The organism is Curtobacterium sp. CFBP9011 (assembly GCF_034045095.1).
In the GTDB taxonomy this organism is placed as follows: Bacteria; Actinomycetota; Actinomycetes; order Actinomycetales; family Microbacteriaceae; genus Curtobacterium.
The window spans coordinates 233,519-255,117 of record NZ_JAXCWN010000005.1 but is presented as its reverse complement, the minus strand read 5'-3'; the positions used below and the strand labels follow the sequence as shown (position 1 = coordinate 255,117).

Here is a 21,599-nt window from a genome sequence, read left to right as displayed (position 1 = left end):
CGGCCTCCTGGTGGGCGGGAGGTACCGAGTGTAATGACGGGCCCGGGGGTGACATGCCCCGAGCGGCATGGGTCAGACGGCGGCCGCCACGACGGTGAGGACGGCCCGCCCGTAGGACTCGAGCTTCGCCGCACCGACGCCCGAGATCTCCGACAGCTCGTCGAGGTCGGCGGGCTTCACCGCGGCGATCCCACGCAGGGTGGCGTCGTTGAACACGACGTACGCGGGGACCCCCTGCTCGCGCGCCTGCCCGGCACGCCACTGCCGCAGCGACTCGAACAGCGGCATCGCCTCCTGCGGCATGTCCGACACCACGGCGGTGCGACGGCTCCGACCGGCTCGCGGGGTCTTCACGGGGTCGCGGCGCATCCGGACCTCGACCCGGCCGGCCAGCACCTCGGCGCTCGTCGGGCTGAGGACGAGCGTGCCGTACCCGTCGCCGGACACCGCGACGTACCCCTGCGCCAGCAGCTGTCGGGCCACGGCCTTCCAGTCGGCGTCGGACAGGTCCTGCCCGATGCCGAACGTGGCCAGGGAGTCGTGCCCGAGTTCGGTCACGCGGGGCGACTGCTTGCCGGTGAGGATGTCGACCAGGTGTGCGACGCCGTAGCGCTGGCCGCGCTCGCGGTCGAGCCGCACGATGGTGGAGAGCAGCTTCTGCGCGGGCACCGTGCCGTCCCAGGACTCCGGCGGCGCCAGGCACGTGTCGCAGTTGCCGCACGCCGACGACTCCTGCCCGAAGTACGCGAGCAGGCGCACCCGGCGGCACTCGATCGTCTCGCACAGGGCGAGCATCGCGTCGAGGTGCGCGCTGAGCTGCCGTCGGTGCGCGGCGTCCCCCTCGGACTGGTCGATCATGCGGCGCTGCTGCACGACGTCGTTCAGCCCGTAGGCGAGCCACGCGGTGGAGGGCAGCCCGTCACGCCCGGCACGCCCGGTCTCCTGGTAGTAGCCCTCGACCGACTTCGGCATGTCGAGGTGCGCGACGAAGCGGACGTCGGGCTTGTCGATGCCCATGCCGAACGCGATGGTGGCGACCATCACGATGCCGTCCTCGCGGAGGAACTGGGCCTGGTTCCGCTCCCGCACCCGGGCGTCGAGGCCCGCGTGGTACGGCAGCGCGGCGATGCCCTGCTGCACGAGGGCCGCCGCGGTGCGTTCGACCGAGTTGCGGGACAGGCAGTAGACGATGCCGGCGTCGCCGCTGTGCTCGGTGCGGATGAACGTCAGCAGCTGCTGCATCGCGCCCGTCTTCGGCTCGATCCGGTACTGGATGTTCGGCCGGTCGAAGTCGGCGACGAAGTGCGCGGCGTCGTCGAGCCCGAGCCGAGCCGAGATCTCGCGGTGGGTCTGCGGCGTCGCGGTGGCCGTCAGCGCGATGCGGGGGACGTCCGGCCAGCGTTCGTGGAGCACGCTGAGCTCGAGGTAGTCCGGGCGGAAGTCGTGCCCCCACTGCGCCACACAGTGCGCCTCGTCGATCGCGAAGAGCGCGATCCGGGCCCGGTCGAGCAGGGAACGCGTGGACTCGATCTTCAGTCGTTCGGGTGCCAGGTAGAGCATGTCGACCTGGCCGGTGACGATGTCCCGCTCGACCCGGGCGCGCTCGTCCGGTCCCTGCGTGGAGTTGAGGAACGCGGCTCGCACACCGTTGGCGGCGAGGGCGTCGACCTGGTCCTGCATGAGAGCGATCAGCGGGGAGACGACCACCCCGATGCCGTCGCGGACGAGCGAGGGCACCTGGTAGCAGAGCGACTTGCCGCCGCCGGTCGGCATGAGGACGAGGGCGTCCCCGCCGGCGACCACGCGGTCGATGATCTGGGCCTGTTCACCGCGGAAGGCGTCGTAGCCCCAGACCCGCTGCAGCACGTCGAGCGCAGCGGACCGGGGCCCAGCTGCCTCGGTTCCGGGCGCAGCGACACCACTCGAACTCATGCGACGAGCCTACGGCCGCGTGCCGACACCACCGGACTTGTCCACAGCCGACGCCGCCGGCCCGCCCGCACCCGACCCGACCAGCACCGGGTCGCCGGACGCCCCCGTCTCGTGGCCGCGCGCCGGCACACCCGACCAGCCCGCGCCTCCCGGCCGGAGCCACTGCCGGCCACCCGCCCAGAGCGGCGGCTGCCCACGGAACCGGGGCGCCTCCTGCCCGGGGAACCGGCGGTCGAGCTTCCGCCACCACGCCGTCAGCTCGACGAGTGCCCAGTAGAGCAGCGAGGTGCCGAGCGTCACGACGAACCCCTGCCAGCTGCCCTGCGACCCCTCGCCGGTCAGGTCGACCTGCGACCAGCCCGGGGCCTGCAGCACGAAGATCATGATGTTGTTGAGCGCGTGCTGCAGGACCGTGGCCTCGAGCCCGCCGGTCCGCAGCACGATGACGGCTGCGACCAGTCCGAACGAGCCGACGTCCAGGATGCCCCAGATGTTGTAGCCGTTCGGCACGTGCAGGACGGCGAACAGCACGGTCGACACCGCGACCGCGACGACGGCGCCGACCGCACGGAGCGGGATCCACGAGCCGATCGTCTGCATGAGGAAGCCGCGGAAGACGTACTCCTCGGCCGCGGCCTGGAACGGCACCAGCAGGACCACCAGCAGGATCGTCAGGGTCAGCGTCCGCAGGGTCACGGTCGACTGCCCGAGTTCCGCGGTGTTCCAGTGCAGGCCGCCGTCGGTCGCGACGTACCCGGCGCCCTGGAACAGGAACATCACGACCGCGAGCACCAGGAGCGGCAGCAGGCACCAGCCGAGCCAGCCCCAGCGGACCCGGGTCCGGACCGACGACAGCAGCCCGTAGGGGCCGAGCCCGGCGATCTTCGTGGACAGCATGATCGCCGGCAGCAGCACCACGAGCGACACGAGCGTCAGCGACAGGATGAGCGGGTCGGTCGGGTCGAGCGCGCCGGAAGACAGCTTCTCCGTCAGGTCGGTGAGCCCGGCCGGTCCGCGCTGCGCGCCGATCGGCACGAAGTACGCGATCGCGATGACGATCTGCGACGCCAGGTAGAAGCCGAGGAACACCGCCACGGCGACCAGTGGCCGCCACCACCGCCAGTTCGCATCGACACGGGGCAACCGGTGGTAGGGAACGCTCACGCCGTGCAGAGTACCGGTGCGGGCAGGATGGGACCCGTGATCACCGTGCTGCTCGGCCTGGGTGGCGCCCTCGTCTACGGGGCCGCCGACTTCCTCGGTGGGCTGGCGTCCCGTCGGGTCCGGCCGGTGCGCGTCGCGGCCGTCGCGGCCCTGGTCGGCCTGGTCCCGCTGCTGGTCGGCTTCGCGGTCCTTGGCGGTCGGTTCTCCGAGCAGGCCGTCGTTGCCGGCGTGGTGGCGGGCCTGTCCGGCGCGGTCGGCGTCCTCCTGCTCTACGCGGCCCTCGCGATCGGGCCGATGAGTGTGCTGTCCCCGCTCACCGCCGTCTTCTCCGCGGTCGTCCCGGTCGTCGTCGCGCTCGTCCGCGGCACCGTGCTGTCGCCGCTCGGGGTGGTCGCGCTCGTGGTCGCGGTGGTCGCCGTGGTGCTCGTCGCCGCGGTCCCCGATCCGGGAGGCGCCCGCCTCACCCTCCGCGGGGTCGTCACCGCCGCGGTCGCCGGGTGCGGCTTCGGCGGGGTCGTGCTCGGGTACGACGCCTCGCCGCCCGACTCCGGGGTCGCGACCCTGCTGGTCGCCCGGACACTGCAGGTCGTGCTCCTCGGTGCGGCGGCCCTCGTCACCCTGCGGCTGGGTGGCCGGGTCGGCACACGGCCGGGAGGCACGCCCGCCGCCACGACGACGCCGGACGTCCGCCCCGTGGCCGGGCGGGTGCGGCCTGGGCAGGTGCAGCCCGGGCGGGTGCGGCCCACGCGGGCCCTGGTGCTCGTGGTGATCGGCTGCGGGGTGTTCGACGCGATGGCGAACGTGTTCATCCAGGCCGGCCTGCACTCGAGCGATGACCCGTCGACCCTGCCGGTGATCAGCGTCCTCAACGCGCTGTACCCGATCGGCACCGTGGTGCTCGCCGGCATCGTGCTGCGCGAACGGCTGACCGCGCTGCAGACGACCGGGATCGTGTTGGCGTTCGCGGCGTCGGTCGGGCTCGCGGTGTCCTGACCGCCCGGGTCCACCGGGAGGTGCCTGACAGTCCTCCTGCGGATCGGCTCAGGACGCGGCGGCGATCCCGGGCCCGGTGCGGGCGTCGGTCCCGTCGTTGGAACGGGCGTCGGCATCGTCGTCCGAGATGAGGCGTTTGCCGAGCGAGACCGTGTGGTCGTCGGCGTACCCGAGCGCCTCGTAGAAGGCGACGACCTGCTCGTTGCCGGCGCGGACCTGCAGGTTGACCTTGGGACACCCGAGGTCGGTGAGCAGGCGCTCGAACTCGGCCATCAGCCGCCGGCCGAGTCCGCTCCCCTGCCGGTCCGGCGACACCGCCAGGTAGTTGACCCAGCCCCGGTGCCCGTCGAAACCGGCCATGCCGGCGGCGACCACGGCCTCCCGGTCGGTCGCCACCAGGAAGAGTTCCGGCTGCACGGTGGCCTTCCGTGCGATGTCGCGGCGGGGGTCGTTCCACGGGCGGACCAGGCCGCACGACTCCCAGAGCGCGACGACGGCCTCGGTGTCGGTGGGGCGGAACGGACGGATCACGGTCTCCATCCGCACCACGGTAGCGAGGACGACGGCTGAGGATCGATCACCGATTTGCGGACCGGGCTGTGGAAGACGCCCGCAGCGGGCCGTCGTCGTGGTCTGATAGACCTACTGCGCCGACCTCACCGATCCGGAGCCCCTGTGACCTCTCACGACACGATGCCGTCGCGGCACGATGCCCGCGACGACGACGGCACCGAACGGCCCCGACGTCGGCGACCACGGCAGACGGTCGGGGGCGCGCTCGTCGCCCTGCTGGCCGAACTCCTCATCATCGCGGGTGCCGGCACCGGTCTGTACGTCGTGTGGACCGCCTGGTGGACCGACGTCGTCGCCGTGAACGAGCAGTCGAAGCTCGTGCAGACGCTCGACCAGCCGGAGCCGAAGAAGATCGTCGGCACCGAGCGCCGCGACGCCGCTCCCGTCCTGAGCGAACCGCCGGGGCTGTCGACGGTGTTCGGGACGATGCAGATCCCGCGCTTCGGGTCGGACTACAACCGTCCCATCGGCGAGGGCACCGACCGCGAGAAGGTCCTCAACACCATCGGACTCGGCCACTACCAGGACACCGCGATGCCCGGCGCCGAGGGCAACTTCGCCGTCGCCGGCCACCGTGTCACGTACGGCAAGCCTCTCAACCAGATCGCCGACCTCAAGCCCGGCGACCCGATCGTGGTCCGTGTGACCGACGCCAAGACGAAGTTCGACGTCTGGTACGTCTACAAGGTCACCGACAGCCAGATCGTCACGCCCGACCACATCGAGACCATCGCCCCGGTCCCGAACAAGCCCGGCGTGGAGCCGTCCGCCGAGGACCGCTGGCTGACCCTGACCGCCTGCCACCCGATGTGGTCCGCCGCCCAGCGGTACATCGTGCACGCGAAGATGGACTACTGGATGCAGGCGTCCGACGGCACGCCGAAGGAACTGACGGAGGCCGCCAAGTGATCTTCCCCCTCGTCTGGCGCGTGCTGCCCGGACCCACCGCACTGAAGGTGCTCGAGCTGCTCGTGCTGCTCGTCGCCATCGTGTTCGTGCTCTTCACGTGGGTGTTCCCGTGGATCGCGGCGGACATCCTGCCGCCGCCCGACGGCACCGTGGACTCGACGCCGCACCCCTGACGCCCCGGCTGCCGACGTGCCGTGTGACGACGGTCTGACCGCTCCCGGTGCTCAGACCGTCGTCGTCACGCGCGAACCACCCTCGGGGGTCCGGCGCACCGCGATCCGCTCCGGGATCCGCTGCTTGAGTTCCTCGACGTGGCTGACGATGCCGACCTGGCGTCCGCCGGCGGTCAGGCGGGACAGCTGGCCGATGACGTCGTCGAGCGTCTCCGGGTCGAGCGTGCCGAACCCCTCGTCGACGAACAGCGTGCCGAGGGACACCCCGCCGGCCTCGGCCTGCACCACATCGGCGAGCCCGAGCGCCAGGCAGAGCGAGAACGTGAAGGTCTCGCCGCCGGACAGGCTGCGCGGGTCTCGCGTGCTGTCGGTCAGGTGGTCGCGGACGGCGAGTGCGAGCCCGGTTCGACGGGCCCGGTTGCCGGTCTCCCGCTCGTCGGACGTCTCGAGGGTGAACCGGCCGGCGAGCATCGCCCGCAGCCGGTCGTTGGCCGCGGCGACGACGTCCTCGAAGCGGCGCATCAGCACGTAGGTGCCGAGGGTGATGCCGGTCGGGTTCACGTTCGTGTTCGCTGCCGCGATGTCGGCGAGGCGGACCACGGCCCGGCTCTCGGCGCTCGTGGTGTCCCGGGCGCGGACGGCCCGAGACAGGTCTGCGGCGCACTTGTCGGCGGCGGCCGCCCGGTCGGCTGCGGCGGCAGCAGCCCGGGTCGCGTCGTCGAGGGCGGCGGCTGCGGCGTCCCGTGCGGCCTGTGCGGCGTCCCGGTCGAGCACGGCTGCCGCATCGGCAGCGGCGGCTGCTGCGGCTGCGTCTGCCGCGGCTGCGACCACCGCGGGTTCGGCGAGCCCCGCCTCCACGACGGCCTGCTCACGGTCGGCCGCCGCGACGAGGGCACGCAACCGGTCGGCGTCGGCGCGCCCGAGCGCAGCGGTCCGGGCGGCGGTGACGTCCGTGAAGCCCTGGGCCTGCAGTGCGGCGTCCACCTCGGCCTTGCGGTCGGCGACGTCCCGCTCGGCGGCGGTCACCCGGTCGTCGAGGTCGGCGACGGTGCGGAGGACGGCGACCAGGGCGTCGACCCCGGCGATGACCTCGGCGAGGGTGGCACCGTCATCGGCGTCCCGGTCCGCCGCAGCCAGCGTCTCGGCACCCGCACCCGCAGTCCGGGCCTGCTCGACCACCGCACCGACCGTCCGGCGCGCGTCCTGGACCCGGGCCCGATCCTCGTCGAGGCGGACCTGGTCCCCCTCGATCCGGTCGGCGAGCAGCCGGCTCCGGGTGACCAGCTCGGTGTGGTCGTCCTCGAGCGCACGGGTGGCGCGGTCGTGGGCCTGCAGCTGTCGTCCGTGTTCCTGCACCGCGGCAGCCGCGGCGCGGGCGGCGGCCAGGCGTGCGTCGGCCTCGGCGCGCTGCCGGGCCACCGAGTCGTCGTCGTGCTCCCCGACCGCCTCGGTCAGCCGGACGAGTTCGGCCTGGGCGACGGCGTGGTCGGCCGTCGCGGCGGCGAGGGCACGCTCGGCTTCGGCGCGTGCCACCGCGGCGGTGTCGATCTGCTCGGCGCTCGGGTGGTCGTCCTGCGGTCGTGCCACGGCGGGGTGCTCGACGGCGCCGCACACCGGGCAGGGGTCACCGGGGACGAGCGCGGCACCGAGCTCACCGGCGAGACCGGCGATGCGTCGGGCGCGCAGGTCGTTCTCGGTGGCGAGGGCGGCGGAGGCATGGGTGGCGGCCGTCGTCACCGCGGCGGCTCGGTCCGACGTCCGCTCAGCGGCGACCCGACGCGCGGCGAGCAGATCCGCCAGCTCTCGGGCCGTCTCGACCGCGCGTTCGGCAGCACCGGTGTCGGCGACGGACTCGGCGCACCGCTCGGCGTCGAGGACGATCGCGGCACGCTCGTCCGGACGTGCCGCGAGGGCGGTGGCGGCCTCGGCGAGCCGTGTCTGCGTCCGCTCGAGGTCGGATGTCGCCGACTGCACGGCGGCGGCACGCTGGTCGAGCGACTGCTCGAGGTCGACCAGGTGGCGGGCCTCGGACCGGACCGCGGCGAGCCGGTCGGAGGTGTCCCGCGGTGCGTGGTCGGTCACGTCGTGCCGGTCGCGGACGGCCGAGCGTTCCCCGACCAGGGCGGTCAGACGGTCCTCGGCAGCGGCGGCGCCGTCCGCGACGGCCACGACCACGGCGGCGTGGTCGGCGAGGCCCAGGGCGGTCCGGTGTCCGGCGATCGTCGGAGCGTCCGCCGCCAGCGCGTCCTGCCGGGCGAGCAGTCCGCGTCGCCGGTCGAGGGCGGCCAGCCGGGTGGTCACGTCGTGCAGGTGGGCGACGGCGTGCTCGGCGTCGGCACGTGCCCGGGTGCGGGCCTGCTCGAGTGCGGTGGCGCTCCCCCGCAGTCCCGCGACGACGTCCGGCGCGGTCGACTCGTCGGCGTCGTCGTTCCCCGACGCCTGCTGGAAGCGCCCGAGGGCGTCGCGCACCCGGGCGTCCGCGGCCTCGACCTCCGCCACGGCCGTCCGGCGTCGGGCAGCGAGCTCGTCGGCGGTCCGGTCGTAGATCGCGGTGCCGAACAGGGACTGCAGGAGCTTCCGGCGGTCCTCGCCCGGAGCGCGGAGGAACCGTTGGAACTCGCCCTGCGGCAGGACCACGGTCTGCAGGAACTGGTCGCGGTTCAGCCCGATGACCCGGGCGATCTCGACGCCGATCTCCGGCGCGCGGTGCGAGATCGGCTCGCCGACCAGGTCCGACGGGTCGGCCAGCCGGACCAGCTGCGCCGAGGACTGCTGCCGGATCGTGCCGGTTCCCCGCTGCTTCGGGCGGTCGTACGGCGGGGTGCGGCGGACGCGGTACACGCCGGCGCTCGTCTCGAACACCAGGTCGACGAACGGCTCGACCGCGGGGTCGGCGTGCTGGCTGTGCAGACGGTCGGTGCTGGCGTCGCTGCCCGCGAGCCCGCCGTACAGGGCGTAGACGACGGCGTCGATGATGGTCGACTTGCCCGATCCGGTCGGCCCCTCGAGCAGGAACACCCCGGAGGCGGCCAGGGACGCGAAGTCGATCGACACCAGGTCCGGGTACGGTCCGACGGCCCGGAGCTCGAGGCGGTGCAGGTACATCAGCGTGCTCCCTGCTCGGCCAGGGCGGCGGCCGCGGACTCGTAGGCGTCGCGGAGGATCGCGAGTTCGACGTCGTCCGGGGCACCGCCGGTGGCGTAGGTGACGAAGTCCGCGGCGACCTCCACCGGGTCGCTGGTCGCACTCACCGCTCGGGCGGCGGAGCGTTCCGGGGCGTCGGCGGGCTCGTGGGTGATGGCGAGCGCGTGCGGGAAGCGCTCCTTCACGCGGGCGTACAGCCGCTCGGGGTGCACGGTGTCGGTCACGGCGACGCGGACCCAGGCGTCGACGTGCTCGGCGAACACCCCGGACTCGATCTGCTCGATGGTGCCGCGGACGTCGACGAGGGGTCGGGGCACCGGGGTCGGCAGGAGTTCGACGGTGACCGTGCCGTCCGCCGCCAGGTCGACGAGCGTCACGGACTTGGTGTGGTTCCGCTCGCCGAACGAGAACGCCAGCGGGGAGCCCGCGTACCGGATGCGGTCTCCGGCCCCGACCCGCTGCGGGCCGTGCAGGTGTCCGAGGGCGACGTAGTCGACGCCGTCGAAGGTGGACTCGGCGACACGGTCGACCCCGCCGACGCGGATGTCCTGCTCGCTGTCGCTGGCCAGGGCGCCCCCGACGAAGGCGTGCGCGACGACGACCGAGCGGGTGCCCGGACGGCCGGCCAGGTCGGCACGGACCCGGTCCATCGCGGCTCCGACGACGGCCTGGTGCGAGCGGGTGAGGGGTTCGTCCGGCACCGGCGCGAGCGCGTACCGGACCATGTCGGGCTGCAGGTAGGGCAGGCCGTACACCGCGACCGGACCGCCTCCGTCGTCGGCGTCGACGAGCACCGGTTCCGCCAGCCGGGACGGCTCGGCGAGGATCCGGACGCGGTCGCTCATCACCCCGGCGCCGAACCCGAGGCGGACCGCGGAGTCGTGGTTGCCCGGCGTCACGACGACCGTCGCGGTCTCGGACAGCCGTTCGAGCACGTGCGAGAGCATCCGGACGGCCTCGACCGGGGGGATCGCCCGGTCGTACACGTCGCCGGCGACGACCACGAGGTCGACCGCGCGTTCGCGGACCACCCGCACCAGGTGGTCGAGGAAGACCGCCTGGTGCTCGAGCAGGTCGGCACCGAGCAGCGTGCGTCCGAGGTGCCAGTCGCCCGTGTGCAGGATCCGCATGCGAGCCACGGTAACGGCCGCCGCGGACATCCCGGGACGCCGTGCGGGACCGGTGGAGGACGGTCAGGCGACGCACTCCGCGGCGGCGCCGATGCCGGCGATGGTGAAGGTCCGGACCGTGACCGTGGTCGTGCCCTGAGCGGCGACCGTCCATCCGGCGCCGTAGTCCGCGCGCAGAGTCAGGACGGTGGAGCCCCCGAGCGACAGCCCGCTGCCGCCCGTCAGGGTCAACGACTGCGGTGTCCCCGTCGCTGACGCGGTGGTCCCGGTGACGCCGGCCACGGCGGTGGAGCCGCTCATCAGCTCGGTCCGGACCGGCGCATCACCACCGGTCGCGACCCAGGAGACCGTGGCGGTCTTCACACCCAGGGGCGAGGTGTTCGAGGTGCACTTCAACGACGAGAGGACGGTGGGACGGAGCGTCGCGAGCTGCACGCCCGGGTTGACCGTCCGTGCGGTCCACGGCGCGGCGACCGCGGCCCCCGGCAGGAGCGCCGCGACCACCGCTGCCGTCACGACCACGGCGACGCCGCTGCCCCGGCGGAAGTGTCGCTGTCGCTCCCGGTGCTGCGCCGCGGCCTGCACCCGTGCCGCCCGCCGCCCCGGGGCGGCACCGGAGCCGACGACGGTCGCGGTCCGGTGGGACTCGCCGGACGGGAGGCCCGTGGCGGCGCGGTGCCGCGCCTCCCGTCCGCCCCGTGCGCGCGTGCCCGGTCCGCCGGCGTCGCCACTGGGCCCCTCGGGTCCGCCGCGCCCGTCCGGCCCACCGGGCCCGTCCGGCTCGTCACTGCCGGCTGCCGCTGCCTCGCTGCGTCGCCGGATCGGTCCGTCGGCCCGGCAGAGGACGAGGAGCGCGACGAAGCCGAGGACGACGACCGCGACCCGGGCCCACTCGCCGGTCCGGACCCACACGATCGGCGCGGCCACGTACGGGATCCGGAGGTACCCGACCCCGTGCACGGCTGAGCGGTGCAGAGGTGTCGAATCAGACTGCGGGTTCGCGTCGCCCTTGGTGATGATCGTGCGCTCCGGGCCGTCACTGACGTACCGGTGCATCCGCAGGAGCCCGTCCTGGTCCGGGTCGTCCGCGAGCAGGACACGCCCCGCCTTCACCTGGTCGGACGCGACCGGGCGGGACACGACGACGTCGCCCGGCATCAGCCGCGGTGCCATCGAGCCCGACATCACGGTGGTCGGGGACCAGCCGATGGCGGCGGGTGCCGCGGCCCAGAGCGCGAGTCCGAGCAGGGTGACGACGAGGCCGCGTGCGCAGGTCGCGACGACGACACGGCCCCAGTCGAGGGCGACACGGGCACGAGTCTGCGGGGTGGACCCACCGCTGACGTCGCTGCTCACCATGACTGCCTCCGACCGGGGCCTGTGTGTGGTGCGGGGTCCGACGCCGGGGCGCCGGTCCGCTCAGGAGTTCGGGGCCCCTCAGGAGTTCTGGGCCTCCCAGGTGAGCCCGAGCGAAGCGGTGCCGCCCATGACCGAGCTCGGCGCGCTGGTCGGCACCGTGTACGTGATCTTGTAGACCTGCGTGCCGGCACCGTTCGGCGCCCACGAGCCCACCCCGGTCGAGTAGTCGGTCTTCGACGAGCCGAACGACGCGAGGGTGCCGGAGAACACCGTGCCGCCGGTCGTGGCGGCGACGAAGTTGGTGCACGACCCGAAGCCGCCGCCGGTGCCCTGCTCGACCGTGAGGTTGATGGAGCCCGACAGTGCGTTGGTCGTCGCGGCACCGGTGCCGTAGAGCTTCACCGCGGACGGCAGCGTCCCGGTGGAGGTGACGGTGATGCAGTTGGAGCCGGTCGACCCGGGCTTCAGCGCGGTGGCGTTGAACAGCGCAGTGTTCGAGTCGTCGTCGGAGAGGGCGACACTGCCCGCGTTCCAGTTGCTCGTCGGGTTGACGGTCGTCGCCGAGAAGGCGGAGTAGGAGGCCGTCGAGACGACGGCGCCGGAGGCGATGAGGGCGACCGGGATGGCGATCCAGGCGGCGAGGCGGGCAGCACGAGGCGTGACAGAGGACATGGCGGTGCTCCTGAGGAGAAGTTGTCTGATCGGTGGTCCGGCCGGGCCCGCGGTGGTTGGTCGCGCTACGTGCCGAGGTGGTACGACGGTCAAGTTACTTCGCCGGCGTGCTGCTCACAAGGAAAGAGACACCCCCTCTCCTGGGGGTGGACGGGGCACCGGCCCGAGCGGATGATGACGAGCACGGCGTCCGCCTCGCGGCCCTCCGTCAGCACCCGCACCCGCCCGCGCCCTCGCCCGAGAAGAGCTCCTCCCCCGCATGTCGGAAACCCCCTCGAAGCCCCCGTTCCTCCTCGCCGCCCCGCTCCCCGGTGCGGCCCCCACCTCACCCGTGGTCGCGGCGACCGGGGACGGCGACGACCTCACCGACCTGATGGCAGCGTTCCGTCGCTTCCAGACCCAGAACGCGCGGGTGCTGAGCCGCGAGAGCGCCGCCCGGGGACTCAACGCCACCGACACCCGGTTGGTGTTCTTCCTCGAGACGGCCACCGGCGGCGCCACCCCGAAGCAGGCGGGCGAGTACCTCGGGCTCTCGACCGGAGCGACCACCTCGCTCATCGACCGTCTGGAGCGGCACGGACACCTCGAGCGGCGCCCGAACCCAGCCGACCGCCGGAGCGTGCTGCTGCACCTCACCCCCTCGGGTGCGGCCGTCGCGCAGCAGATCAGCGCGGTCTGGTCGGCTGCGGTCCGCGAGGTCGTCGCCCCGGCCGACCGCGCTCGACTGGCGACGCAGTTCTCGCTGTTCGGCACGGCACTCGAGCGTCACTCCGGAGCCACCAGCGTCTGAACCCGGGCGGGCGTAGCGTCGGGGACATGACCCCCGCCGAACTCCTCGTCGAAGCCTTCTCCCGCGTCCCCGAGACCGTCGGGCGTGCCGTCGACGGCCTGTCGGAGGACCAGCTCGCCTCCCGCCCGGCCGCCGGTGCGAACACGCTCGCCTGGCTCGCCTGGCACATCGCGCGCGGCCAGGACGCCCAGATCGCCGACCTCGCCGACTCCGAGCAGGTCTGGACCGCCGACGGCTGGGTGGAGCGGTTCGGCCTGCCGTTCCCCGCCGAGGCGCTCGGGTACGGCATGTCCCGTGACGACGTCGGTCGTGTCCGGGCGTCCGCGGAGCTCCTGAACGGCTACCTCGGCGCGGTGCACGAGCGCACCGCCGCCTACCTGCACACGCTGTCGCCCGAGGACCTCGACACCGTCGTCGACGAGGCCTGGGACCCGCCCGTGACGGTCGGCACCCGCCTCGTCAGCATCCTCGACGACTGCGTCCAGCACGCCGGACAGGCCGGCTACGCGCGCGGGGTGCTGTTCTTCAACCGCTGACGCACAGACGGACGGGAGGCCCGGTACCAGCTGGTACCGGGCCTCCCGTCCGTCACGTGGTGCGTCCGCGGCGCCGAGACGCCGCGTCAACGCCGAGACGCCGCCGGATCCGGCGGCGTCTCGGCGCTTCGACGGCGTCTCGGACAGACGCCGTCGTGTCGCGGGGTCAGCGCGCGGCGAGCTCCGCGAGGATGCGGTCGCCGGGACCGCTCTCGACGAGGTCCGCCTCGATCTCGGCGTGCTCGAGGATGCCCTCGATCTTCCGGCGACGGCTGCGCGGGACGATCGTGACGACCGTGCCCTCCTTGCCGGCACGACCGGTGCGGCCAGAGCGGTGCATGTACGCCTTGTAGTCGTCCGGCGCGTCGGCCTGCACGACCAGCGAGATGTCGTCGACGTGGATGCCGCGCGCGGCGACGTCCGTGGCGACGAGCACGTTCACCCGGCCGCTGGTGAGCAGCGACAGGTTGCGCGTGCGGCGCGACTGGTTGAGGTCACCGTGCAGCGAGGTCGCGCGGATGCCGGCGTCCTCGAACTGCTCGGCGAGCCGCTCGGCGTAGGCGCGGGTGCGGGCGAAGACGATGGTCTTGCCCTCGCCGGCGACGAGCTCCTCGAGGACCCGGTCCTTGTCGCGCTGCTCGACCACGAGCACGCGGTGGTCGATGGTCGAGGACGCCTGGTCCTCACCCGCGACCTCGTGCACGCTCGGCTCGTGCAGGAACTGCTCGACGAGCGCCGCGACCTGGGTGTCGAGCGTGGCGCTGAACAGCAGCTTCTGCGCGCGGTTGCCCTGCGGGGTGACCTCGGCGGTGGCGCGGAGGATCTCCTGCACCGGCTCGAGGAACCCGAGGTCGCACATGTGGTCGGCCTCGTCGAGGACGGAGATGACGACCTCGCTGAGGTCGAGCTTCCCCTTGTTCAGGAGGTCCTGCACGCGACCCGGGGTGCCGACGATGATGTCGACGCCGCGTTCGAGCGCACCCTCCTGACGGCCGTACGGGACACCGCCGTAGATCTGCGTCGTGAAGAGCCCCACCGAGCGGGCGATCGGCTGCACCGTGCGGTCGATCTGCAGGGCGAGCTCGCGGGTCGGCGCGAGGATGAGCGCACGCGGGGCGCGGCCCATCTTGCGCTTCGTGCCGCCGCCGTGCTCCATGAGCTTCTCGACGAGCGGGGCGCCGAACGCGATGGTCTTGCCGGAGCCCGTGCGGCCGCGGCCGAGGACGTCCTTGCCGGCGAGCACGTCGGGGATCGTCGCGGCCTGGATCGGGAACGGGCTCGCTGCGCCGAGCTCGGCGAGGGCGCGGGAGATGTTGCCGCCGATGCCGAGGTCGCCGAAGGTCACACCGTCGACGTCGGCGGCGATGGTCGCCTCGGCCTGCAGCTTCTCGAGCTTGACGTCGTCCGCGGGGACGAACGGGGTGCGCTCGGTGGGGCGGTCGGTGCGGTCGAAGCTGCGGGGAGCGCGGTCGTCCCGGTCGAAACGACGCGGGCGGTCGTCGTTGTCACGACGGGGCGCGCGGTCGTTGCGGTCGTTGCGGTCGAAGCTGCGCGGAGCGCGCTCGTCCCGGTCGAAGCGGCGCGGGCGGTCGTCGTTGTCACGACGGGGCGCGCGGTCGGAGCGGTCGAAGCTGCGCGGGGCACGGTCGTCACGGTTGAACGAGCGGGGAGCGTCGTTGTCCCGACGGGGCGCGCGGTCGGAGCGGTCGAAGCTGCGCGGGGCGCGGTCGTCACGGTCGAAACGACGCGGGCGGTCGTCGTTGTCACGACGGGGAGCGCGATCGTTGCGGTCGAAGCTGCGGGGAGCGCGGTCGTCACGGTCGAAACGACGCGGGCGGTCGTCGTTGTCCCGACGGGGCGCGCGGTCGTTGCGGTCGTTGCGGTCGAAGCTGCGCGGGGCACGGTCGCCGGAGTCGCGACGGGGTGCGCGGTCGTCGTCCCGACGGGGGCCGCGGTCGTTCCGGTCGAAGCTGCGCGGGGCACGGTCGTCACCGCGTGCGGGACGGCCCGCACCGCGGGGCTCCCACGCCGGACGGCTGCCGCGGCTGTCGCGGGGCTCCCAGTTCGGGCGCTCGCCCGACGACGGACGGGAGCGCCGCTCTTCGGCGTCCCAGCGCTGCTTCTGGCGCGGGGCGGTGGGCTCAGGGGCTCGGAAGCCGCGGTGCTTGGCACTGCGAGCGGCGGGGGTGCCGTTCGGGTGACGAGCACGGTCGGAGCGGTCGGCGCGGGAGTTCGCGCCCTTGTCGTACGGGGCCATGTGTTCTTTCCGGGGTGCAGACGTACCACGCGGCCCGGCAGCGACATCGGCGGGGGCGGTTCGTGGAGAGGGGGTTCATCGCGTCGTCGATCGACGTGATTCCAGCCCTCGAACTACACAACACCCAAACACGTCCGCGACTCGCGAGCCGCGGTGTCGAAGGCCGACCGATCGAGTCTACGCGACCGTGTGCACGAAGGCCAGCGCCGTCGATGGAAGCGGGTCAGGACTCGGCGAGGCGCTGTCGTTGCTCGGCCACGTCGAAGTCGGCGGCCGGCCACGAGAGGTGCATGTCCTCGAGGGCCCGGAGCAGGAGCTGCTGCACGGCGAGGCGGGCGTACCACTTGCGGTTCGCCGGCACGACGTACCAGGGCGCCTGCTCGGTCGAGGTGCGGTCGAACGCCACCTGGTACGCCTGCTGGTACTCGTCCCAGCGCAGACGCTCGTCGATGTCCGCGGGGTTGAACTTCCAGTGCTTGTCCGGCCGGTCCAGCCGGTCACCGAGCCGTTCGCGCTGCTCGTCCTTCGAGATGTGCAGCATCACCTTGACGATCGTGGTGCCCTGCTCGGCCAGACGCGACTCGAAGTCGACGATCGCGCCGTAGCGCCGCTCGATCTCGGCCGGTTCCGCCAGCCCACGGACGCGCTGGATCAGGACGTCCTCGTAGTGGGACCGGTCGAACACCCCGAGCTGTCCGGCGTCCGGCAGCTGTCGTTCGACGCGCCAGAGGAAGTCGTGCTCGCGCTCCTCGGCCGTCGGGGCCTTGAAGCCGGCGTAGTGGACGCCGTTCGGGTCGACAGCGCCGACGACGTGCGAGACGATTCCACCCTTGCCCGCGGTGTCCATCGCCTGCAGGACGAGCAGCACGCACCGCTGGTCGCCCGCGGTCGCCGCCGCCCAGAGACGCTCCTGCAGGGCAGTGAGCCGGGAGGCACCGGCGGCCAGCGCCTCGAGCCCGTCGATCTTCCGGCCGGGGAAACCCGGCGTGCCGTCGGGGTCGACGGTGTCGAGTCGGAACCCGGGACCGACGCGGAGGAGCGGTTCCGGATCGGCGTTCCAGGACTTCTGACGGCTCACGGGATCCTCCTGCGGGTGGGACCACCATCCTGGCACCCGCGGCCACCCCATGTAGCGTGGCTGGCGATGAAGTCCGGCCGTCGTCTCCTGCTCGCGCTCGTCGCCGCGGTCGCGATCGTCGGCGCCGCCGCGTCCTGCAGCGCCGACGGCACGGGCGACCGGAACTCGACGGTCACCGCCGGACCGGTCATCTACCCGCTGTCGCTGCGGTACCACGGCATCGACGTCGTCCAGGACGTCCCCTACGGGCGGGACCCGCTGCAGCAGCTCGACGTGTGCCTGCCGGCCGACAGCCCGCCGGAGAGCACCGCCACCCCGACGGCGACACCGACGGCCGCGCCGACGGAGGCCCCCGACCGGGTCGAGGTCGGCTCCCGTCCGGCGGTGATGATGATCCACGGCGGCAGCTGGTCGCACGGCGACAAGGCGACCGCCGCGTACCGGTCGGTGTGCCAGTACCTCGCCTCCGAGGGCTTCGTGACCTTCAACGTCGACTACCGCCTGGCACCGACCGACCCCTTCCCCGCCGGACTCGACGACGTCCGCCGTGCGCTGGACTACGTGTTCCGAGAGTCCACGCTGCAGACGTACGACGTCGACCCCGGACGCGTGGGCGTGTTCGGCGGCAGCGCGGGTGGCAACCTGGCGGCGATGCTCGCGGTGCAGGACCACGAGTCGACCGCGTACGCCGACGGCTTCCGGATCCGGGCGGTCGTGGACCTCAGCGGCCCAACCGACCTGACGGCCCGTTCGACCGGGTCGGACGGTGTCGCGGCGGCGTTCCAGCGGAAGCAGCTGCTCTACCTCGGATGTGCGTCCTACCGCGCCTGCCCGGCGGCCGAGCGGGCCTCGCCGGAGTACCACGTGACGAAGGCCACGGCGCCGTTCTTCATCGGGCACTCCACGGACGAGTTCATCCCGCTGTGGGAGTCGCAGCGGTTCGCCTCGACGCTGCGCTCGCACGGCGTGCCGGTGACGTTCGTGGCGGTGCAGGGCTCGGCGCACTCGATCGCGCAGCTCGACCAGGCGATGAGTCGACGGGTGACGAACTTCCTCCGCGCCGGCCTGCGCTGACTCCCCCGGCCTGCGCTGACGCCCCGGCCTGCGCTGACGCCCCCGGGCGGGTGGCACCCGGAGCGGGACTTCCGGCGGACCTGCCGGGTCGCCAGACTTCCGGGGTGACCTCCACGCCCCCCGCCCCGATGCCCTCTGCCCAGACGCCGGGCTCCCGCGGACCGCGCCCGTTCGCCGCTCCCCTGACGGGTGTCCGGACCTCGGTGGAGCTGCTGCTCGGGCTGTCGTTCCTGGTCGCGGTGTCCTTCGGTGGCTACGGGGCCGCCGTCGGGCAGGTGTCCGTCGTCGCGCAGCTCGGAGCGCTCGTGTTCCTCGTCACCCTGACGTGCGCGCTCGTGTCGTGGTTCCGTCCGGCGGACCGGGAGCCCAGCGACCGCTGAGCCCCCGACCGGCCGGCGGCTACGACTGCGTCCGTGCGGCCTTCCGCTCGGCCCGACGCTCGCGCGCACCCTCGACCAGGGCGTACAGCGCCGGCAGCACCACGAGCGTCAGCAGCGTCGACGACACCAGACCGCCGATCACGACGAGGGCGAGCGGCTGCGAGATGAAGCCGGACTTGCCGGTCAGCCCGATCGCCATCGGCAGCAGCGCGAAGATCGTCGCGGTCGCCGTCATCAGGATCGGCCGGAGACGACGGGCCGCACCCTCGAGCAGGGCGTCGCGGACCCGGAGCCCTCGTCTGCGGTACTGGTTGACGAGGTCGATGAGCACGATGGCGTTCGTCACGACGATGCCGATGAGCATCAGCAGACCGATCAGGGACGCGACCCCGAGCGGCACCCCGGAGATGATCTGCAGCAGCAGTGCGCCCGTGAAGGCGAACGGCACCGACACGAGCAGCATCAGCGGCTGGAGCAGGCTGCGGAACGTCGCGACCATGATCACGTAGACGATCAGGACGGCGACGACGAGTGCCAGGCCGAGCTGCGAGAACGCGGACGACTGGCTGGCGGCGACACCACCGATCGATGCGGTCGCACCACGGGGCAGGTCGAGCTGGTCGACCGCCTTGGTGACGGACTGCACCGCGGCGCCGAGGTTCGACGCGTCCGGTGTCACGGTGATCGTGGCGGTGCGGGCCGCGTTCGTCGTGGTGACCGTGGTCGGCCCCTCGGACTTCTCGACGGTCGCGACGTCCGTCAGCTTGACGGTGCCGGTGCTCGTCGGGACGTCGAGGTCGCGGAGGGCCGCGATCGTGGTCGGCGGCTCGGCGTCGGCGATGTAGACGTCGAGCGTCGCGTCGTCGATCTCGATGCTGCCGGTGTCCCGCGGCGAGACCGCTGCGGCGACGAGGCCGCCGACCTGGGTCTCGGTGAGTCCCAGGGACGCGGCCTTCGCACGGTCGACGCGGACGGCCAGGAACGGCTCCGCCGCCGACAGGTTGCTCGTCGCCGCCGTCGTGTCCTTGACCGACTGCATGGTCTTCAGGACCTTCTGCGACGCGGTCGCGAGCTGCGACTGGGTCGGCGCGGTGACGTCGACCTCGATGTCGCTGCTGCCGCCGAAGCCACCACCGGAGGACGCGATGGTGATTTCCCCCACGCCGTCGATCCGCTTCAGCGACTTCCGGGCGTCGGCCTGGATCGTGGTCTGATCGGCGTCGGCGTCCGTCGTGACGGCGTACTGCACCGAGGCTGTCCCGCCCCCGCCGAACGCCGCCTGGATGGACTGGCCGCTCGTGCCGATGGTGGTCTGCACGGTGTCGACGCCTGCGACGTCCTGCAGCGCCCGTTCGACCTTGCGTGCGGAGTCGGACTGCACGGCGAGACTCGATCCGGCCTTCAGGTCCTGCGTGACGGTGAACGTGTTCTGGCCGGAGTCGCCGAGGTAGTTCGTCGTGACGAACGGCAGCGAGGCGACCGTGCCGCCGAGGACGACCACGGCGAGCAGCACGACGACGACGGGCTTGCGGACGGCCCAGCGGAGCACCGGCAGGTACACGCGACGCAGTCGGTCCGAGGTTCCTGCGTCGTGCAGGTCGTCGGCCGAGGTGAGCGCACCCTCGGACCCCGGACGGATCGTGTCGAGGTCGGCAGCGGCCGGGTCGGAAGCGGCCGCATCGGCAACGGCCGCGTCGGTCTCCGCCGGTGAGGACACTGCCTCGCCCTGCTTCGCCTTCGCGGGCCGGAGCCACCAGTAGGCCAGCACCGGGACGATCGTCAGCGACACGAGCAGCGAGGCGATGAGCGCCAGGGTGACGGTCACCGCGAACGGTCGGAAGAGCTCACCGACCAGTTCGGCGACGAAGGCTACCGGCAGGAAGACCGCGACGGTCGTCAGTGTCGAAGCGGTGACGGCACCGGCGACCTCCCGCACGGCGTCGAGCACCGCCCGGCCGCGGTCGACGCCCGGCACCATGTGCCGCTTGATGTTCTCGATGACGACGATGGAGTCGTCGACCACGCGACCGATCGCGATGGTCAGTGCCGCCAGCGTGATGATGTTGAGCGTGTACCCCGCGGCGCGCATCCCGATCGCGGCGAGGAGGACCGAGGTCGGGATCGAGATCGCGGTGACCAGGGTGGAGCGCCACGAGAGCAGGAACACCAGGATCACGATGACCGCGAACCCGAGGCCGAGCAGGCCTTCTTCGGCGAGGGAGTCGATCGACTGCTGGATGTAGGGCGCCTGGTCGAAGACGACGGTGAACCGCGGGTCGCCGTCGATCTTCTTCTCGATGCCGGGCAGGGCGTCCCGCACGGTCTTCGAGACGTCGACGGTGTTGGCTTCCTGCGTCTTCGTGATCGAGATCGTCAGCGCCTGCTGGCCGTTCACGCGGCTGATCGAGGTGCGCGGGGACTCCTTGATCGCGACGGTGGCGACGTCGCCGAGCGTGGTGTCGGTGGGGGTGGCCGCGGTGGTCGCGCCGCCGGTCGCCGTGCCGTCGGTCGGAGCGGAGGTGGTCGTGCCACCCGTCGCCGTCGCACCGGTCGCACCGGGGACAGCCGCACCGGCGCCCGTCGCGGCACCGCTCGTGGCACCGCCGCCGGACGTCGAGCCGCCGGAGCCGGACCCCGACGACGAGCTCGACCCCGACGATGAGCTCGTGAGGGGCAGGTCACGGATGTCCTTGAGCGACGCGATCCGCTCACCGGTCTGCACGGACAGGGTCGAGCCGTCCTCGGTCAGCGTGCCGCCGGGGATCAGCGTGCCGTTGTCGTCGAGTGCGTCGGAGATGGCCGTCTGGCTGAGCCCACGGGCGGCGAGCTCGTCCTGGTTCGGCGTGATGACGACGCGGCGTCCCGGGTTGCCGAAGACGTCGGCCTGGCGCACGCCGTCGAGCTTCTCGAGGTCGGGGATCGCCGAGGCCTGCAGCCGGTCGACGAGCTGCTCCTGGTTGCCGGAGGCCGACACCGCGACCTGCAGCACCGGCAGGTCGTCGAACGACCCGGTGACGATCTGGGTCTGCACGGAGTCGGGCAGCGACAGGGCGTTGACCGCGGTCTGGATCTTGTCCTCGGCGCTGGCCAGGTTCGAGCCGTACTGGAACGAGGCCGACACCACGCTCTGCCCGGTGGACGAGGTCGCACTGGTCGACTCGAGGTCCGGCACGACCTGGATCGCCTGTTCGATCTTGGTCGAGACGTCGTTGGACACCACCTCTGGCGTGGCTCCGGGGTAGGCGCTGACGATGGCGACCTGCGGGAACTCGACGCTGGGGATGAGTTCCTGCTTCAGGCTCGACAGGGCGACGCCACCGAAGACGGCGACCACGATCGTCACGAGGGCGATGAGGGCGCGGTTCCGGAGACTGAAGACGGAGAGGAGGTGCACGTCTCGATCCTCGCAGCCGCAGAGCCCGCGCGCGCCTCGCC

Annotated in this window: 17 protein-coding genes; 7 read left to right on the top strand and 10 right to left on the bottom strand. The window is 72.7% G+C overall.

Annotation, left to right across the window (positions count from 1 at the left end; all coding sequences use genetic code 11):
• Positions 1-72: 72 nt before the first annotated feature.
• Together recQ and SOM35_RS12600 are read right to left on the bottom strand one after the other, a co-directional pair.
• The gene (gene recQ, locus SOM35_RS12605) at positions 73-1,932 is read right to left on the bottom strand and encodes a DNA helicase RecQ (protein ID WP_290157648.1); all 1,860 of its coding nucleotides are present in this window, start codon (positions 1,930-1,932) and stop codon (positions 73-75) included.
• Between the two features lie 9 nt (positions 1,933-1,941).
• Positions 1,942-3,096, bottom strand: a complete 1,155-nt coding sequence (locus SOM35_RS12600) for a CPBP family intramembrane glutamic endopeptidase (protein ID WP_320515650.1) — start codon at positions 3,094-3,096, stop codon at positions 1,942-1,944.
• Between the two features lie 36 nt (positions 3,097-3,132).
• Here SOM35_RS12600 and SOM35_RS12595 point away from each other — a divergent pair, with 36 nt between their 5' ends.
• Positions 3,133-4,089 carry an EamA family transporter gene (locus SOM35_RS12595; protein WP_320515649.1) on the top strand — a complete coding sequence of 319 codons (957 nt, stop codon included), beginning with the start codon at positions 3,133-3,135 and terminating at the stop codon, positions 4,087-4,089.
• A gap of 48 nt (positions 4,090-4,137) precedes the next feature.
• Here the strand turns inward: SOM35_RS12595 and SOM35_RS12590 are convergent, their stop codons facing one another.
• On the bottom strand, positions 4,138-4,629 hold the full coding sequence (locus SOM35_RS12590; protein ID WP_320515648.1) for a GNAT family acetyltransferase: 492 nt from the start codon (positions 4,627-4,629) through the stop codon (positions 4,138-4,140).
• Positions 4,630-4,764: 135 nt separating this feature from the next.
• Here SOM35_RS12590 and SOM35_RS12585 point away from each other — a divergent pair, with 135 nt between their 5' ends.
• Both SOM35_RS12585 and SOM35_RS12580 read left to right on the top strand, forming a co-directional pair.
• The gene (locus tag SOM35_RS12585) at positions 4,765-5,571 is read left to right on the top strand and encodes a class E sortase (RefSeq protein ID WP_320515647.1); all 807 of its coding nucleotides are present in this window, start codon (positions 4,765-4,767) and stop codon (positions 5,569-5,571) included.
• Positions 5,568-5,744 carry a hypothetical protein gene (locus tag SOM35_RS12580; protein ID WP_181439253.1) on the top strand — a complete coding sequence of 59 codons (177 nt, stop codon included), beginning with the start codon at positions 5,568-5,570 and terminating at the stop codon, positions 5,742-5,744. Before SOM35_RS12585 ends, SOM35_RS12580 begins: the two co-directional genes overlap by 4 nt.
• Before the next feature lie 51 nt (positions 5,745-5,795).
• On the opposite strand, the gene SOM35_RS12575 is transcribed toward SOM35_RS12580, so the two are convergent.
• The 4 genes from SOM35_RS12575 to SOM35_RS12560 all read right to left on the bottom strand — a co-directional run bounded on the left by SOM35_RS12575 (position 5,796) and on the right by SOM35_RS12560 (position 12,049).
• Positions 5,796-8,849, bottom strand: a complete 3,054-nt coding sequence (locus SOM35_RS12575; RefSeq protein WP_320515646.1) for an SMC family ATPase — start codon at positions 8,847-8,849, stop codon at positions 5,796-5,798.
• Positions 8,849-10,018, bottom strand: coding sequence for an exonuclease SbcCD subunit D (locus SOM35_RS12570; protein WP_320515645.1), 1,170 nt, complete (start codon positions 10,016-10,018; stop codon positions 8,849-8,851). The genes SOM35_RS12575 and SOM35_RS12570 overlap by 1 nt, the downstream gene beginning before the upstream one ends.
• 63 nt (positions 10,019-10,081) lie before the next feature.
• The gene (locus SOM35_RS12565) at positions 10,082-11,377 is read right to left on the bottom strand and encodes a S24/S26 family peptidase (protein ID WP_320515644.1); all 1,296 of its coding nucleotides are present in this window, start codon (positions 11,375-11,377) and stop codon (positions 10,082-10,084) included.
• Between the two features lie 78 nt (positions 11,378-11,455).
• Positions 11,456-12,049 carry a hypothetical protein gene (locus SOM35_RS12560; RefSeq protein WP_111074930.1) on the bottom strand — a complete coding sequence of 198 codons (594 nt, stop codon included), beginning with the start codon at positions 12,047-12,049 and terminating at the stop codon, positions 11,456-11,458.
• 259 nt (positions 12,050-12,308) lie between these two features.
• Here SOM35_RS12560 and SOM35_RS12555 point away from each other — a divergent pair, with 259 nt between their 5' ends.
• On the top strand, positions 12,309-12,839 hold the full coding sequence (locus SOM35_RS12555; protein ID WP_320515643.1) for a MarR family winged helix-turn-helix transcriptional regulator: 531 nt from the start codon (positions 12,309-12,311) through the stop codon (positions 12,837-12,839).
• Between the two features lie 26 nt (positions 12,840-12,865).
• A complete protein-coding gene (locus SOM35_RS12550; protein ID WP_320515642.1) occupies positions 12,866-13,375 on the top strand; it encodes a mycothiol transferase in 510 nt (169 codons plus the stop codon).
• Positions 13,376-13,541: 166 nt separating this feature from the next.
• Here the strand turns inward: SOM35_RS12550 and SOM35_RS12545 are convergent, their stop codons facing one another.
• Together SOM35_RS12545 and SOM35_RS12540 are read right to left on the bottom strand one after the other, a co-directional pair.
• Complete coding sequence (locus SOM35_RS12545) at positions 13,542-15,632, bottom strand: DEAD/DEAH box helicase (protein ID WP_320515641.1); 2,091 nt, start codon at positions 15,630-15,632, stop codon at positions 13,542-13,544.
• Positions 15,633-15,855: 223 nt separating this feature from the next.
• Positions 15,856-16,710: a polyphosphate kinase 2 family protein gene (locus SOM35_RS12540; protein WP_320515640.1), complete on the bottom strand. Its 855-nt coding sequence runs from the start codon at positions 16,708-16,710 to the stop codon at positions 15,856-15,858.
• A 66-nt stretch (positions 16,711-16,776) separates the two neighbouring features.
• Between SOM35_RS12540 and SOM35_RS12535 the strand changes: the two genes are divergently transcribed.
• Both SOM35_RS12535 and SOM35_RS12530 read left to right on the top strand, forming a co-directional pair.
• Positions 16,777-17,784: an alpha/beta hydrolase gene (locus tag SOM35_RS12535; protein WP_320515639.1), complete on the top strand. Its 1,008-nt coding sequence runs from the start codon at positions 16,777-16,779 to the stop codon at positions 17,782-17,784.
• 104 nt (positions 17,785-17,888) lie between these two features.
• Positions 17,889-18,164: a hypothetical protein gene (locus SOM35_RS12530; protein WP_320515638.1), complete on the top strand. Its 276-nt coding sequence runs from the start codon at positions 17,889-17,891 to the stop codon at positions 18,162-18,164.
• A gap of 19 nt (positions 18,165-18,183) precedes the next feature.
• Here the strand turns inward: SOM35_RS12530 and SOM35_RS12525 are convergent, their stop codons facing one another.
• On the bottom strand, positions 18,184-21,558 hold the full coding sequence (locus tag SOM35_RS12525) for an efflux RND transporter permease subunit (RefSeq protein ID WP_320515637.1): 3,375 nt from the start codon (positions 21,556-21,558) through the stop codon (positions 18,184-18,186).
• Positions 21,559-21,599: the final 41 nt, after the last annotated feature.